General features: G+C 33.8%; 17 protein-coding genes. 4 read left to right on the plus strand and 13 right to left on the minus strand.

What is annotated here, in order from left to right:
* Positions 1-22: 22 nt before the first annotated feature.
* Both leuC and leuD read left to right on the plus strand, forming a co-directional pair.
* Positions 23-1438, plus strand: coding sequence for a 3-isopropylmalate dehydratase large subunit (gene leuC / locus ACH6CY_RS11815; RefSeq protein WP_374067540.1), 1416 nt, complete (start codon positions 23-25; stop codon positions 1436-1438).
* Between the two features lie 26 nt (positions 1439-1464).
* Positions 1465-2055, plus strand: coding sequence for a 3-isopropylmalate dehydratase small subunit (gene leuD / locus ACH6CY_RS11820; RefSeq protein WP_374067541.1), 591 nt, complete (start codon positions 1465-1467; stop codon positions 2053-2055).
* 405 nt (positions 2056-2460) lie between these two features.
* Here the strand turns inward: leuD and ACH6CY_RS11825 are convergent, their stop codons facing one another.
* The 6 genes from ACH6CY_RS11825 to ACH6CY_RS11850 all read right to left on the minus strand — a co-directional run bounded on the left by ACH6CY_RS11825 (position 2461) and on the right by ACH6CY_RS11850 (position 7665).
* Positions 2461-3510, minus strand: a complete 1050-nt coding sequence (locus tag ACH6CY_RS11825) for a lactonase family protein (RefSeq protein ID WP_374067542.1) — start codon at positions 3508-3510, stop codon at positions 2461-2463.
* A 119-nt stretch (positions 3511-3629) separates the two neighbouring features.
* A complete protein-coding gene (locus tag ACH6CY_RS11830) occupies positions 3630-3764 on the minus strand; it encodes a hypothetical protein (protein ID WP_374067543.1) in 135 nt (44 codons plus the stop codon).
* 81 nt (positions 3765-3845) lie between these two features.
* The gene (locus ACH6CY_RS11835) at positions 3846-4418 is read right to left on the minus strand and encodes an RNA polymerase sigma factor (protein ID WP_374067544.1); all 573 of its coding nucleotides are present in this window, start codon (positions 4416-4418) and stop codon (positions 3846-3848) included.
* A gap of 17 nt (positions 4419-4435) precedes the next feature.
* Positions 4436-6412, minus strand: a complete 1977-nt coding sequence (locus tag ACH6CY_RS11840) for a DUF6449 domain-containing protein (RefSeq protein ID WP_374067545.1) — start codon at positions 6410-6412, stop codon at positions 4436-4438.
* Positions 6387-7283, minus strand: a complete 897-nt coding sequence (locus ACH6CY_RS11845; protein WP_374067546.1) for an ABC transporter ATP-binding protein — start codon at positions 7281-7283, stop codon at positions 6387-6389. Before ACH6CY_RS11845 ends, ACH6CY_RS11840 begins: the two co-directional genes overlap by 26 nt.
* Positions 7276-7665, minus strand: a complete 390-nt coding sequence (locus tag ACH6CY_RS11850) for a GntR family transcriptional regulator (RefSeq protein ID WP_374067547.1) — start codon at positions 7663-7665, stop codon at positions 7276-7278. The genes ACH6CY_RS11845 and ACH6CY_RS11850 overlap by 8 nt, the downstream gene beginning before the upstream one ends.
* 204 nt (positions 7666-7869) lie before the next feature.
* Here ACH6CY_RS11850 and ACH6CY_RS11855 point away from each other — a divergent pair, with 204 nt between their 5' ends.
* Together ACH6CY_RS11855 and ACH6CY_RS11860 are read left to right on the plus strand one after the other, a co-directional pair.
* Positions 7870-8394: a DUF2975 domain-containing protein gene (locus ACH6CY_RS11855; protein ID WP_374067548.1), complete on the plus strand. Its 525-nt coding sequence runs from the start codon at positions 7870-7872 to the stop codon at positions 8392-8394.
* A gap of 9 nt (positions 8395-8403) precedes the next feature.
* A complete protein-coding gene (locus tag ACH6CY_RS11860) occupies positions 8404-8610 on the plus strand; it encodes a helix-turn-helix domain-containing protein (protein ID WP_374067549.1) in 207 nt (68 codons plus the stop codon).
* Between the two features lie 588 nt (positions 8611-9198).
* Here ACH6CY_RS11860 and ACH6CY_RS11865 read toward each other — a convergent pair.
* The 7 genes from ACH6CY_RS11865 to ACH6CY_RS11895 form a co-directional block, all read right to left on the minus strand.
* Entirely contained in the window at positions 9199-9642 is a 444-nt protein-coding gene (locus tag ACH6CY_RS11865; protein WP_374067550.1) for a DUF5392 family protein, read from the minus strand.
* A gap of 305 nt (positions 9643-9947) precedes the next feature.
* Positions 9948-10670 (minus strand): amino acid ABC transporter ATP-binding protein, encoded by a 723-nt coding sequence (locus ACH6CY_RS11870; RefSeq protein WP_374067551.1) that lies wholly within the window; start codon positions 10668-10670, stop codon positions 9948-9950.
* The gene (locus ACH6CY_RS11875) at positions 10663-11322 is read right to left on the minus strand and encodes an amino acid ABC transporter permease (RefSeq protein ID WP_374067552.1); all 660 of its coding nucleotides are present in this window, start codon (positions 11320-11322) and stop codon (positions 10663-10665) included. Before ACH6CY_RS11875 ends, ACH6CY_RS11870 begins: the two co-directional genes overlap by 8 nt.
* A gap of 28 nt (positions 11323-11350) precedes the next feature.
* Positions 11351-12133, minus strand: coding sequence for a transporter substrate-binding domain-containing protein (locus tag ACH6CY_RS11880; RefSeq protein WP_374067553.1), 783 nt, complete (start codon positions 12131-12133; stop codon positions 11351-11353).
* A gap of 107 nt (positions 12134-12240) precedes the next feature.
* Positions 12241-13404: a M20 family metallopeptidase gene (locus ACH6CY_RS11885; protein ID WP_374067554.1), complete on the minus strand. Its 1164-nt coding sequence runs from the start codon at positions 13402-13404 to the stop codon at positions 12241-12243.
* A 101-nt stretch (positions 13405-13505) separates the two neighbouring features.
* Complete coding sequence (locus ACH6CY_RS11890) at positions 13506-14126, minus strand: 3'-5' exonuclease (RefSeq protein WP_374067555.1); 621 nt, start codon at positions 14124-14126, stop codon at positions 13506-13508.
* 225 nt (positions 14127-14351) lie between these two features.
* Positions 14352-15071: a YebC/PmpR family DNA-binding transcriptional regulator gene (locus ACH6CY_RS11895; RefSeq protein ID WP_374067556.1), complete on the minus strand. Its 720-nt coding sequence runs from the start codon at positions 15069-15071 to the stop codon at positions 14352-14354.
* Between the last annotated feature and the right edge of the window lie 476 nt (positions 15072-15547).

Genomic DNA, 15547 nt, shown 5'->3' on the forward strand with positions numbered 1-15547 from the left:
GTGATAAAGGAGTGAAACAATCATGGATAAACCTAAAACGGTCATAGAGAAGATTTGGGATAAACATGTCGTTCATCATGAAGAAGGTAGACCAGACCTCTTATATATCGATCTTCATTTAGTCCATGAAGTAACTTCTCCCCAAGCGTTTGAAGGCCTTCGAATGAAGAAGCGTAATGTTCGTAAGCCTCATCTTACATTTGCTACGATGGATCACAACGTTCCTACCATCCATCGTAACGTAATTAAAGATGAGATATCTAAAAGGCAAATGGATCAATTACAGAAAAACTGTAATGAATTTGGAGTTCCACTAGCAGGCATTCATCATAAGCATCAAGGAATTGTTCATGTCATTGGACCAGAGCTAGGGCTTACGCAACCAGGAAAAACGATCGTTTGTGGTGACAGCCACACCTCAACCCACGGAGCATTTGGTGCATTGGCATTTGGTATTGGCACAAGTGAAGTCGAGCATGTTTTGGCAACTCAGACGATATGGCAATCAAAACCAAAAACGTTAAATGTTAAAGTAGATGGCAAGCTAGGTACTGGTGTAACGGCAAAAGATCTTATTCTCGCTATTATTGGTAAATTTGGAGTTACATTTGGAACCGGTTATGTTATTGAATACACTGGGGAGGCAATAAGAGATCTATCCATGGAAGGTCGAATGACGATATGTAATATGTCGATAGAGGCTGGAGCTAGAGCGGGGCTAGTTAGCCCTGATGAAAAAACGGTTGAATTTTTAAGAGGTAGGAAATATGCTCCAAAAGAAGTGGAGTTTGATCAGGTTGCAAGTGAATGGTTAGATTTAGCTACAGATGAAGGTGCAGTCTATGATGCAACAGTAGAAATTAATGCTGATGAAATCGAACCACAAGTAACATGGGGAACTAATCCTAGTATGTGTATTCCTATTAGTGGTAGCATACCCAACCCTAATGACGCTAATACAGAAAGTGATCGTAACGAGATTAATCACGCTTTAGCTTATATGGGGCTAGAAGCTGACCAACCAATATCGTCTGTTCCTATTGAGCATGTTTTTATCGGATCATGCACCAATTCACGTTTAGTTGACCTTGAACGTGCTGCTAGTATTATTAAAGGACGAACAGTCCATTCGGAAGTTAGAGCAATTGTTGTTCCTGGATCACAATCAGTTAAAACCGAGGCAGAAAAACAGGGGTTAGATATTATCTTTAAAAAAGCTGGCTTTGAATGGAGAGGGGCTGGTTGTAGCATGTGTCTAGCTATGAATGGAGATATTGTTCCACCAGGTGAACGTTGTGCTTCTACATCGAACCGAAACTTTGAAGGGAGACAAGGTGCTGGTGCTCGAACACATTTAGTAAGTCCTGAAATGGCTGCAGCTGCAGCAATCGAAGGGAAATTTGTCGATGTAAGGCAGTTACCAATCCCTACTGATTAACATTGAACCAAAGGAGGATTTTTCAAATGGAGCCATTAAGAAGACACAATGGTTTAGTCTACCCACTTAACCGTGCAAATATAGATACAGATCAAATCATCCCAAAACAATTTTTAAAACGGATCTCCAGACAAGGATTCGGTCAGTTTCTTTTTTATAATTGGAGATTTGATGAAAAAAATCAGCGAAAATCTGATTTTTCGTTAAATGACCCTAAATATTCCGATGCATCTATTTTAGTAGCTGGTGATAACTTTGGGTGTGGCTCTTCTAGGGAACATGCACCATGGGCATTACAAGATTTTGGATTCAAGGTTATTATCGCCCCTAGTTTTGCTGATATTTTTTATAATAACTGTACTAAAAACGGAATATTGCCGGTTAAATTAACGAATTCAGAAGTACAACAATTGATTCTCAATGCGAAAGAAGACAATTATTACTTGACTGTTGATTTAGAGAAGAAAAAAGTGTTTGATTCAACTGGTTTTGAAGCAAATTTTGACTTAGCAGAATACCCAAGAGAAATGTTATTGAATGGTTGGGATGAGATCTCAGTTACCCTAACCCATTCAAGTAAAATTGATGCCTTCGAAATGAAGCATACCGTTCATTAAAGTGAGGATGGGACATAACCAAATCTTATACAATAGAAAACGAACTATAACCCTAATATAGTGGATTATAGTTCGTTTTTTATCTTAAGCAAGCAAATTAGCTGTGGAAACATACGATACTCCTCGAAAATGAAGTGCAATTTTATTCGTGCGATGCATTGCTGTCGAAGTATTCCTTGTCCTACAGGAACAGCGCGCATCCAAAGGATCCACTCCTTAAAGGAATCGACGTTAGACTAAAACCGTCACGTCCTGTGACAACATCTAACTGACCCACGTCTTGTGGCCCCCGAAGCCGTGCCTGTGGAAAGAGAGTATATTTCCACAGCGGTGTTTTTTATTCTTCATTAAAATAAATGTTCGTATTTTCTATTGAGAAACATTGTTTTGTCTCAAGCTCATATATTAATAATTCAAGAATTTCACACAAACCGCTTCCGGGGCTACTACATCTGTTTGAAGTGCGGTTAACCTGCCTGTTTGTTCATCTCTTTGATAAAGCGTTAATGTGCCTGATTTTTGATTTGATGCAACTAAGAATTTCCCTGTTGGATCAAGTACAAAATCTCTTGGCCAATCTCCTTCTGTCGACACCCACTCTATTAAAGTAAGCTCACCACTCTCATCATTAATAGCAAAGACAGCAATACTATTATGCCCTCTATTAGCTACATAAACAAATTTTCCGTCTTTTGAAATGTGTATCGCGCTTCCATCATTCGTTTCGTCATAATCAGAAGGTATTGCTTTGATCGTTTGTTTTTCTGTAAACGACCCATCTGATCTATTGTACGATAATACAATTACTTCAGAGCTTAGCTCAGTCATAACATAAGCAATATTTGCACTAGGATGAAAAGCAATATGTCGTGGACCACTACCAGGCTTTGTCTGGAATGTATGTACTTTTGTTAACTTGCCTTCTTCAGCTTTATAAGTAATGATATTATCACTACCTAAATCAATTGCAATGACGAATTTTTCATCTGGAGTAAAACCAGCATAATGCATATGTGGTTTTTCTTGACGTTCATGTGGTCCTGAACCATCATGCTCGACAACATCTGTAAGCGTTTGTAAAGAACCATCTGGATTAGTCAGGTAAGATTCAACTTTTTTTGTATGATAATTAGCTGTAACAACATTAGAGTTATCACTTTTTATACTGACATGACATGGAGGTGAACCAGCCGTAGATCGACTGTTTAATTTTGTTAAATTCCCTGTTTCTCTGTCAATCGCGAATGAAGTTACTCCACCTTTTTCTCCGTCCTTCGACACCGCGTAGAGATATTTATTATCATTTGATACGGTGAGATATGTAGGGTTATCAAGCTCCGCAGCAGGAGATACATTTACAATAGAAGCTTGATCAATATCTAGTACAAATTTATACACCCCTTCACTTTCTTGCTTTGTGTATGTTCCAACATAACCGATAAATTGGTTACCCATTTGAACTCCACTCCCTTTTCTATTGTTTTGTTCATTATAACAAAACAATAGAAGAGAAGCTATGAATTAGAAAAGCAGACGAATAGTATGATTCGCCTGCTCTAATTATAATTATGCTATTACTGTTGTTGGGTCATAGTTTTTGTCATTTTTGACATCATATTACCCATATCTTTATTTCTCATACTGTAATATGTCGCTGCCCCAACACCGATTGATGCTAAAATAGGAAGTATCATGTTTTTGTTTTTCATGTTCTCTCACCTCCTGTTAATACTATTTCCATTGTAAATTATTTTACTACCAGAAATATTTAACAGGACCTTTAAATCTTGTCAAGACACCTCTAACCATTGCTGAAATGTTGTATTAAACTCGTCTTTTAAAAGTTTTTGCAACTTTATTCTTGCTCGATATAAACGTGTTTTAACAGCTGATATAGAGATAAGTAATTTTTGAGCAATTTCTTTATCTGTTAAATCAAAATGTAGTTTCAAATAAAGCACATCCCGCAAACTGGGATTTAATGATTCAATTGCATTAGTAATTTGTTGGTATTTAATGTTCTTTTCCATTGCTTCTTCTACATAAGAACAGCATCTATTTTCAATTATGATATGATTTTGAAGCCAATCATCAGCAGGTATCGTCTGCATACGTTGTTGTTTACGTAACACATCAATAGCAGTCCGCTTAACAATTGTTTTTAACCAAGCTTTCCACTTTGATTTATCTTCAATATTATGTTGATGGTAATACGCTTTAATAAATGATTCCTGTACAACATCTTCCGCTAAATAACTATCTCTAGTTATATGGGTAGCTATAGATAACATATCTTGATAATAAAGTTGAAAGTAACAGTAGAAAATAGGATTCTCTCCTCTACTTGCTTCTAGAGTTAACACGTCAGCATTACCTCCATTTATTTAATCACTTCTAAGACAAAATCAGGAACTTTAGTTGGTTCTAATGACTCAACAAGCATCTCATCCATACCTTTTATGTCAATTGCCATGCCGTAAATTTCTTCTTGTACATAATTCCCACGTAGACTAATGGACTGTAGCAAAGTGCTAATTTCTTCTTTATTAGTAATTTTAACAACATCCTCATTGTCTAAATAGAATTCACTGTTGTATACTTGGCCACTTTCTATGTTGAATTTTTTAAGGTAAATAGCATTCACCTTATCAGCTGTAACAATTAATTCATCATAAATCCCTTGATCTTTCAACCAATTTAAAAATGAAATATCATTCGGATGAATGTTTATATAAACAGGAGATTCATCATTATTCAAATAAATTGCAACTTCAACCAAAGCATTAGTAGGATGACGCATATCTTGATAACTTTTGTTAAGTGCATCCTGTTGTAATACATCAATTAAAGACGCCATGCGTTTCTCATTAGAGGTAACATGAACGGTTTCATAGTAATTTGCAAATTCATTAATTTCAATATAGTCAATATTACGATTATCTATTGCAAAAATTGGCTCATTCATTTTTTTGAATTCTTTTGATTCATAAATTGGTTTTAAATGCTCGTCTAACGAAGTATTAGAGATATTATATTTTCTTATCACATGGCGACCATTATTTAAGTCATATTTTAATTCAATTGTACTATCTTCATAGCCATATGCTTGCGAATGGTCAGAGGAATCAATTAACGTTTGATGAAGTTCTCTCACTTCATTAATTAATTGTGCTGATTTAATACCCTTATATTGTTCACCTATATCTCCTTCCTGCCAATAATATGGTGACCGTTCCTGTACATACACTTGTTCAATGTCATCTAAATTAGGAATTCTATTTTCATATCCCGTAACATCAAGCGAAACTAGGATAAACAATATACTACATGCTAACACATAATATAAATAACTTTTCCAGTCAGTAAATACTCTCCAAGTTTTTTTTAACATCATTTGTGCTAACAGATAACCAATAATCGATCCGAAAATATAACCAAAAATAACCCAAGCATAATGATGCTGCATGATACCAAAATAAGTGCCACCTACTAACGTCATACAAAAAGTAAATCCATACTTAAATATGGGACGTAATGGTAAGAAAGCGATAGTTTGAGATGCAGCCTCTGTCTTTCTGTTTGTGTATAACAAAAGGCTAAATCCTGTGAATAACAAAATTAATAAACTATATATTGAGATATCAACAACGGTAACATTCATCTCATAAAGCAATTCCCAACTATATGTTATTGGGGAATATTTAGATAGTTGATCTTCTAGTAAATAATTTGTTGGAAATCCAATTAGAAAATTATTCAAGTTATACATGATCAGCGTCGTGATGCCAACTGGGAAAAACATAAGTATATAGGTGAAAATTCCTTGCATAGCAGATAATCCAGTCAGCATACCAACAAATGTCGCTATGGTAAAAACTAATGTTTGTAACAGTAAACTTAATCCAAACCATGGTCCTATGTCACTTAGCGTGTAAAAAAGAGAAACATCAAAACTTCGCTCCATTAATACTAAAATTAGACTAATAATTACATTAGTTGCTACTAAAAGAGCAACTCCTAATCCGAATTTATACATAAAAATTGTTTGTCTTTTAATCGGTAAGCTGTGCATAAAATCAACAGATTGTTTTGTTTGCATATAACGGAATAGAGTTATTGCTAATAACACTGGTGCAACGAATATAGCTAGTATTTGAATGATAGGAGTAAATTCGAATAAATTAGTATACGTATCATTTGTTATATACCGATCCATCCTATCCTGACTTAGATACATTGCTATATTTAATGGGATTACGAAAAATAGAACAAGTGTGTACACAAGACTAATCCAACCTACTTGACGAAAGTCTTGTTTTACTAATTCCTTCTTAAACCAAGATGTTTTCGATTGCATAACCTACACCTCCCATTTCGTAAACAAAAATCTCTTCTAATGTAAGTGGTAATAAATCATATACAACAGGGTTATAAGATTTAATTGTCTGATCAATTTCCTCTCGACTACCTCTTACAATTAATAAATGAACACTTCCTCTTTTTTCTTGATGAACAATGTCTAGCTGTTCAAGCAACTCGGTACTGTCATTCTTCACAGCAATCTGAATTTTATGAATATCTGATTTCAAGTCATCCAAGTCTTTTTCTAAAACAAATGAACCATGATGTAAAATACCTATATGATCGCAAATGTCTTCAATCTCTCGAAGGTTATGTGACGAGATTATCACAGTCATTTCTCTATCAGCAACATCTTGGATGATTAAGTTTTTAATTTTTTGACGCACAACAGCATCTAGACCATCGAACGGTTCATCTAAAATCAATACATCCGGCATTGTACACAAAGTTAACCAGAACGCTACCTGCCTCTGCATCCCTTTAGAGAAACGTGCTATTTTTCGATTTAACTCCAATCCAAGTAATGCATGTAACTTATGAAATCGTTCTTGATTCCATGTATCGTATATATTGGCATAAAACTCAGCCATTTGTTTCACAGTATATTGTGGAAAGGTGAACGGCAAATCAGGAATAAACATGATCTTTTGTTTCAAACTAGGATTTTCATATACTTGTTGTGTATTTATTATTATTTCTCCATGATCTTGTTTCAATATTCCTGCAGTCATTTTTAATAGCGTTGTTTTTCCAGCACCATTGGAACCCAACAAACCATAAATGGAACCTTTATTTACTCCAAAGGTGACTTGATCTAACACCTTTTCTTTATCAAATCGCTTTGAAATGTTCGTTAAATTAATCATTTCTATTGCCACCTCCAATTTGTTCATATGTCATATCAATCATTTGATTTATCTCATCTTTTGTTATTCCTACAAAAAAAGCTTCAGCTAGCAGTTTTTCTAAATCTGTTCTAATTCTATTCACCTCATTCAAACTGACCTTTTTTGCTGAACGATCAACAAAACTTCCCTTTCCTTTTACAGAATAAATAAAACCTTGTACTTCTAATTCACGGTACGCTTTTTGAATAGTATTTGGATTCACAGTTAATTGTTGGGCAAGTATTCGTACAGATGGAAGTTTTTCATCTACTTGTATCACATCATTAATAATTAATTCTTTAAACTTATTAACCAATTGTTCGTATATTGGTTTTCTGTTACGCAAATCTAGATCAAACATATCTATCCTCCCTTTCAACTGTATTAACTGTATTATTCATCGTAGTACAGTTAATACTATACGCTTCATCCATCAAATTGTAAAGGACTATTTTTCAAATATATTCATATTGGAAAAATTTACATTTTTATTGATTATCAATAAAAATATATTTATAATTGATAATAATTAGGTTATAATGAAATTTAAAGGGAGGTTATTTAAATGAAAAATAAAAGAAAAATATTGATATTCGGTTTGTTTCTTCACATTGTTTTGATGCTTGTTTTTACCATTTACACCGTGTGGAGATTCATAGATAATTCTGAATTCAATTATAATAATGAGATGGTTGTAATGAGCAGCTCGCTTCAAGTAAAAGTGATTATATTTTTATTATTAACATCAGCTACGATCGTATATTCCCTATATTTAATGATTCGTTTAATTAAAAACTTGGAGAAAGATAAGATATTTAATAAAGAGAACATTAAACTTATGGAAAGAATAGTACGATCATTAGTTGTTTTTTCACTTTTAGCTATACTTGGAATATCAATCAACGGTTCGTTTTCGATTGGATTTTCTAGATGGAGTATCCAAAATGGAGTACTTGACTTTTCGGGCTTTAATCTTAACTTTTCTGTATTTATCATGGCTATTTTATCTATTATAATAATCATTATAGCGATGGTAGAAGTTTTTAAAGAAGGATTAAACCTAAAAGAAGAAAATGATTTGACTGTGTAGGTGATTAAATTGGCGATAATAGTGAATTTAGATGTCATGATGGCAAAGAGAAAAATTAGCTTAAATGAGCTTTCAGAAAAAGTAGATATCACACAGGCAAATTTATCAATTTTGAAAACAGGAAAAGCAAAAGCAATAAGATTTTCAACTTTGGAAAAAATTTGCGAGAGCTTAAATTGTCAACCAGCTGATATTTTAGAATATAGAAGTGAATAGTCTTAACTACATTTTAAATGTTTTAAGCTGATAGTGGATAAAAGCATAAACAACTGTTAAAATTCGAATGGTTGGGATAAAACTAAATAAAAGCGGACTATCGTACATTTAGTATGAATGATAGTCCGCTTATTTATTTTAATGATCACTATGTGAATTTTCTTATGTATAAAACAATCAATTTAACAACAATACGTATGCTCAACGAACAATAATAAACCACCATAATAAAATGGATATAAACACTATTATTCCAGTAATCGTACTATAAAATGAAAAATTAAACTTCCTTGGTATAAAATAAAAAATTATATTAGTAATTATAGCTGACAAGCAAACAAAAATAAGGAGATAGATAAACATACCTAATAGATTATTCACTGGTAAGCTCATTATTTCTAGCAATCCTCTCACCTCTTTGAAACAAAATTAATACAAAACTATATTATAGTATTATTTAAAAAGAAACAACTCTTTACTAACCGTGAACATAGCTTTTTTGTTCAATTTAAAAACGGAAGACTAACACAAACTCGCATTAGTCTTCCATCTAGCATGTTTTTCAACATTGTATCAGGAACTACATTCTTATGAATACATATTTTGTTTTTCTTTATTTTCTTCCGTTAAAAAGTTGAAGAAAACTTGAAGGCTCATTTTTGATTGATTTTTCACCATTTTAATATATGCATTCTTTTTTTCTTCTCCAATAATTCTACTCATTTCCATTCGTTCAATAATATGTTCCTTACCTACTTGATGAATCTTTTTGCTCATAAATTTAGATTCTTTAAATAACGCAATCCCTATTGCTGTAATTAAAGCGTATATACCAGTTACAGGTAACATATCAAAACTATACGCATCTTGGAAAAACATTACGATCAAATTTAATCCGCCAACAAGCATAAATGGAAAAGCAAACATAATATATTTAGAGTTTTTTTTCATTAATGGCTGAATTTGCTGTGTGATTTTTTCCATTTCTTTCTTAATAAAAGGCGGCATATTTTCAAATAATAAAGAATTCATTTTTCACCTCTCCTTTTTATTTTGCAGATTAGTTTCTATACTATTCCATCCTATGAAAAAAGACCTCCCCATATACACTGGTAAAGGTCTTGCTAACAACATTAGTTGCCAACAAAGCCGAGAATGACGGTGTGTGTACATTCTGTATTGACGACTTTATTGTAAAAGCTACTCCCCTTAAGGAAAATATATTTTTATATATATTTATTATATCGCTAGATGCTTTTTAGGTCAATTGTAATGCGTGTGAAGCATTTGTTCACAAAAAGAGTTCTTTTGCATTTAGCGGAAGAACTCTTTTAACTTTATAAAATCTTTTCTAAGAATGTTGCTGCTCGTTCTGTCTTTGGTGCATCAAAAAAACTATTTGGCTCTCCATCTTCTACTAATACACCATGATCTAAAAACAACACACGATCGGCTACTTCTCGTGCAAACCCCATCTCATGTGTTACAACAGCCATAGTCATACCAGAGTGAGCGAGATCTTTCATTACATCAAGTACCTCTTTTACCATTTCTGGGTCTAATGCTGAAGTTGGTTCATCAAATAGCATTAATTCAGGCTCCATTGCTAATGCGCGTGCAATTGCAACACGCTGCTTCTGTCCTCCTGACAAACTATTAGGAAAAGCATCAGCTTTATCAGATAAACCTACTTTTGCAAGTAAGTTAGTAGCTTTCTCTTGAGCTGCTAACTTAGACTCTTTTTTCACCTTCATTGGTGCATATGTTAAGTTATCTAATACAGACAGATGAGGAAATAAATGAAAATGCTGAAATACCATCCCGATTTGCTCTCTTACCTTCATAATATTTGTTTTTGAATCTGTTAAATCTTTATTATTAATATAAATTTTTCCATCAGTAGGTTGTTCTAAAAGGTTCATACAACGTAAAAAAGTAGATTTACCCGAACCTGAAGGGCCAATGATAGAAACCACTTCACCTTTTTGTATTTCTGTAGATATGTTAGATAATACTTCATTACTACCAAATTTTTTTGTTAAATTTTCTACTTTAATCACTTACTCTCAGCCTCCGTTCCAAGAATCTACCAATTAGCGTAAGACCCATTACTAGTAACCAGTATATCACACCTACAAATAACAATGGCTCAAAATTTCGATACAAATCAGCACCAACAACTTGAGCACGTCGCATTAAATCTAAGTAACCAATAGTTGAAACAAGGGCAGACTCTTTCGTTAACGTAATAAATTCATTCATTAATGCCGGTAATATATTCTTCATCGCTTGAGGCAGAATAATATCTGTCATCATTTGACGATAAGGAACACCTAATGCCAAAGCAGCTTCTGTTTGTCCTTTATCAACTGCTTGAATACCAGCTCGAATAATTTCAGATACATATGCAGACGAATTTAATCCAAAAGCGAGTATAGCTGACAAGAAAATTGGTATATCATAACCAGTTAATTGTGGTACCGCAAAATAAATAATCATTAATTGTAAAATTAATGGTGTACCTCTAAATATTGATGTATAGGCATCCGCAAACCATCGTAAAGGACGAATCCTTCCTATTTTAAATAAAGCTAATATATTCCCTAATATAAAACCAAACAATATAGCTACAATTGCTAACTTTAACGTTTCCCATATTCCTTCTAGCATAAAAGGAATATAAGGCACGATTTGGCTAAAATCCAAATTCATGCCTTACACCTCTCTTCTTTCAATATTTTTATTTTTGTTCGTTTAACCATTTATCTTTTAATTCTTGAAGTTTTCCATTTTCTTCTGCTTTCGCTAATACTTCATTCACTTTTTCTACAAGGTCACTCCCTTTAGGAAAAGCAATTGCCATGCCAGGTGAGCTTGTAGTTGGATCATCGAATCCTGCAAGGTCTTGTTCTTCAATATACCCAACAGCAACAGATTTATCCATATATGCCACATCGATACGATTAGAAATTAATTCTTGAATTAAGGTCGTTCCATCATCTACTGTCTTTAATTCGAAATCAAAATCTTCTTGAAGTGTTTCAGCGCCCTCTTGTTGTATCGTTCCTAACTGAACACCAATTGTTTTTCCTTCAATATCCTCAAGCTTCTTAACATCAGAATTTTTTAATGTAACAAACATTTCGCCGGAGTGATTATATGGTGTCGATAAGTCGACATTTTTTTTACGATCTTCCGTAGCTGACATACCAGCTAACACCATGTCCACACGATTACTTTGCAAAGCACCAACTAATCCATCAAATTTCATATCTTTAACTTCTAGATCATACCCAAGTTCTTCTGCAACATATTTAGCTAAATCAATATCAAATCCGACAATCTCTCCGGATGCATTCCGTGATTCAAATGGAGCAAAATCAGCTGAAGTTGCCATTTCTAATACTTTTTTCTCTTCCCCATCTGATTCACTAGTGTTATCATCACTAGCTGCTCCACATCCAGCTAATAGAACAGAAAATATACTAATAAATGCTACAAGTAAAAAAAATTGTTTTTTCATTTTTTCTTCCCTTCCCTTATTTCTACGTATATTTATTCATAATTATGTATTTTAACAAATAATTATGCATTTGGAAAGCGAAATTTAAATTTAATTGTCATCTTTTTTTATTTTTGTTGTTTATCAAACGCTAGCTTAATATTTTTCAATAAATCTGGCTGCTGAATAACATCTGCTCCTGTAAGCGCCAATGCAAGTGTCCCTCTTTCAATCACCATATGACCAGTTTCAGTCACTGTCTTGCTTGCAAATGCTGTAGTATGAGGAACAATTCCCGGTTGACCAAATCCAACATAAGGATGTATAGCTGGACAAACTTGACTTACATTTCCCATATCAATAGATCCATAAGATGTTTTTTGTGGCACAATTTCCGTTTCTCCTGCTTGATATAGATTTTTTGTGAACTGATTTGATAACACTTTATTTGTACGCATATCATCATAACTCAATTCATAATTACTAATTTCAAGTGTTGCGCCAGTCATTAATGCAGCACCATGAGCAATTTCTTTTACTTGTGCCACCACTTTATTCAAATAGCTGCGTTCCTTTGCACGCACATAAAATTGCGCGACAGCTTTATCAGGAACAACATTTGCTGCAACACCGCCCTCTTTAATCACACCATGCATACGAACATCTGATTTAACATGCTGACGTAATGCGTTAATACCATTGAATAATTGAATCACACTATCTAATGCATTAATTCCTTCTTCAGGAGATGCAGCTGCATGACTCGTTTTACCGAAATATTCAAATTGAATCGCATCCATAGCTAACGACTCACCACTTTCCGTCGATACATCGCCAGGATGAACCATCATTGCTACATCTACATTATCAAAAAACCCTGCTTCAGCCATAGGCACTTTAGCACCGTTTGTCTCTTCAGCAGGAGTACCAAAAACAACTACTTTTCCACCAATTTGTTCTAAGACTTTACTTAATGCGATACCTGCACCAGTACCCATTGTCGCAATCATATTATGCCCACAACCATGCCCCACACCTGGTAGAGCATCATATTCCGCCATAAATCCTATCGTTGGCCCTGCTTTCCCACTATCAAATGTTGCTCTAAATGATGTTTGCCGATTAACGAGGCCTGTTTCTACTTCAAAATGATGTTCTTTTAAAAAGTCTACTAAAACACCCATAGAACGATATTCTTGATCTCCTAATTCTGGGTGTGCAAACAGATCGTCACTGATTTCCCATAATCTTTTTTTAATTTGATCTACTGCTGTATGTAATTGCTCCATCAACTTCTCTCCTCAATCTCTATGGTGAATGTACATTCAATACTTTGTATAAATATAATATAATCAAACGTTTTTTACAATAATGATATCTTCAAAATCATGATTTAGGCGAAAAAATCTTTCGTTGTTTCTTGTACCAATTTCTTCTTGTGTTTCGGTGTTTGATAACTCCGTTCAAACAATTGACCATAAACGATCGACTGGTCCTGTAATAATTGATTTAAATTTGTCACACGAGTATCTTTGATTGCTTTAACTAACAAATCAATTACTGCTCTTGAATCTGCTAAAGCATGATGATGATCAAGCATAATCCCATGTACATCAGCTAACGTATTGAGTTTGTAATTTGGTAAGTTTGGCCAAACTTGACGCGATAACATGACAGAACACAAATACTGCAACGTCGGATAACAAAAACGATATTGATCTAACGAAGCGCGTAATACACTAAGATCAAAACTAGCATTATGAGCAACAACAACTTGATTGTTAATATAACTTTTTATTGTTGGCCACAAATCATGAAAGGTTGGAGCTTTTTCAACGTCCGCTTGCGTAATACCATGCACCCGTATATTTTGCATTTCAAACGAACTTTGCGGATTAATTAAACTATAATATTCGTCAATAACGCCATTTTCATCCCCAACAACAATACCAACTGCACAAGCACTATTTCTATACCTATTCGCTGTTTCAAAATCTATTGCAACGAAATTCAACGTTATCAACTCCTAAATTGATTAAATAATTGTTTCTATTTTATCAAACTATTGATTTGAACTAAAGCAGAAAAGTGTAGATAAAGACAAGACTGAATCCTTGCTACATTTCTATCTGTTCTAAAAAATTCCTTTACCAAAAACACGACAGAAAACACCCCTAAAGTTAACTTTTTTACTGTAACTTTAGGGGTGCAGTACCTTATGACCCTTTTTTCCTTTTTATTAATCCGGCAAATCTACATTATGATAAATTTGTTGTACATCTTCAAGATCATCTAAAGCGTCAATTAATTTTTCAAATTGCGTTTGATCTTCTGATGAGAGCTGCACTTCTGAGCGAGCTAACATCGATAATTCAGCGACCGTGAATTCTGTAATCCCCTGCTGTTTCAATTCTTCTTGGACATGATGGAATTGGTCAGGGTCAGCATAAATAATTACAGCTTGATCCTCCTCTAAAATATCTCTAACATCAATATCTGCTTCCATTAACCATTCCAATACTTGATCAGCAGTCTGATCTTCAAATCCAATTACTGCTGTTGCATCAAACATATATGCAACAGATCCATTGACACCCATATTGCCGCCATTTTTATTAAAAGCTGCTCGCACATCGGCAGCAGTTCGATTCACATTATTAGTCAGTGTATCAACAATTAACATAGACCCGCTTGGACCAAATCCTTCATAACGTAACTCATCATAGTTTTCATCCGCTCCGCCTTTTGCTTTTTCAATGGCACGATCAATAATATGTTTTGGTACGCTATACGTTTTTGCACGTTCTAAAACAAATTTTAATGTTTGATTCGATTCTGGATCTGGCTCTCCTTGTTTTGCTGCAACATAGATTTCTCTACCAAACTTTGCATAGATACGACTTGTGTTTGCATCTTTTGAAGCTTTTTTTTCCTTAATATTATTCCATTTTCGTCCCAATTGGATCCTCTCGCTTTCTATTCATACGAAATAAAATCAAAAATCTAAGTAAAGTATAAAACTATTATACCTTAAAATGGATAAATGTTAAGTGAACTTTTGATGAATAGCCACTTTTGTGCATCATCGCATCAAAGACAATCAAATGAGAGCAGGACAAAATGTCATTACTCAGTCGAAAATACGAACAATTATTTTAGTACATCAAAACAAGAAATTAAAATTCTTTCTCGGAAACACTACTTCGTATCGACGTCGTGTGGGCAAGTTAGACGTTGTCACATTAAAGAGCGATTTTAGCCTAACATCTATTAGACTCTAAAGTGTGTCGTATATTTCGATAGCTAAATGATTCGCTCTAAATAAAAAACGGTTGTACAATAAATGACGTTGGTGAGTAAAAAACTCACGAACGTCATTTTTAAATTCATGTTCTAAGTGATGATATAGTTTTTATTTGAATATCTATCAAAGAC

This window comes from Paraliobacillus sp. JSM ZJ581 (assembly GCF_044383835.1).
In the GTDB taxonomy this organism is placed as follows: domain Bacteria; phylum Bacillota; class Bacilli; order Bacillales; family Amphibacillaceae; genus Paraliobacillus.

Excerpts from the sequence above, each read along its gene's own strand:
- leuC (WP_374067540.1), top strand. The coding sequence starts at position 23 with ATGGATAAACCTAAAACGGTCATAGAGAAGATTTGGGATAAACATGTC.
- leuD (WP_374067541.1), top strand. The coding sequence starts at position 1,465 with ATGGAGCCATTAAGAAGACACAATGGTTTAGTCTACCCACTTAACCGT.
- ACH6CY_RS11825 (WP_374067542.1), bottom strand. The coding sequence starts at position 3,510 with ATGGGTAACCAATTTATCGGTTATGTTGGAACATACACAAAGCAAGAA.
- ACH6CY_RS11830 (WP_374067543.1), bottom strand. The coding sequence starts at position 3,764 with ATGAAAAACAAAAACATGATACTTCCTATTTTAGCATCAATCGGTGTT.
- ACH6CY_RS11840 (WP_374067545.1), bottom strand. The coding sequence starts at position 6,412 with ATGCAATCGAAAACATCTTGGTTTAAGAAGGAATTAGTAAAACAAGAC.
- ACH6CY_RS11845 (WP_374067546.1), bottom strand. The coding sequence starts at position 7,283 with ATGATTAATTTAACGAACATTTCAAAGCGATTTGATAAAGAAAAGGTG.
- ACH6CY_RS11850 (WP_374067547.1), bottom strand. The coding sequence starts at position 7,665 with ATGTTTGATCTAGATTTGCGTAACAGAAAACCAATATACGAACAATTG.
- ACH6CY_RS11855 (WP_374067548.1), top strand. The coding sequence starts at position 7,870 with ATGAAAAATAAAAGAAAAATATTGATATTCGGTTTGTTTCTTCACATT.
- ACH6CY_RS11865 (WP_374067550.1), bottom strand. The coding sequence starts at position 9,642 with ATGAATTCTTTATTATTTGAAAATATGCCGCCTTTTATTAAGAAAGAA.
- ACH6CY_RS11875 (WP_374067552.1), bottom strand. The coding sequence starts at position 11,322 with ATGAATTTGGATTTTAGCCAAATCGTGCCTTATATTCCTTTTATGCTA.
- ACH6CY_RS11880 (WP_374067553.1), bottom strand. The coding sequence starts at position 12,133 with ATGAAAAAACAATTTTTTTTACTTGTAGCATTTATTAGTATATTTTCT.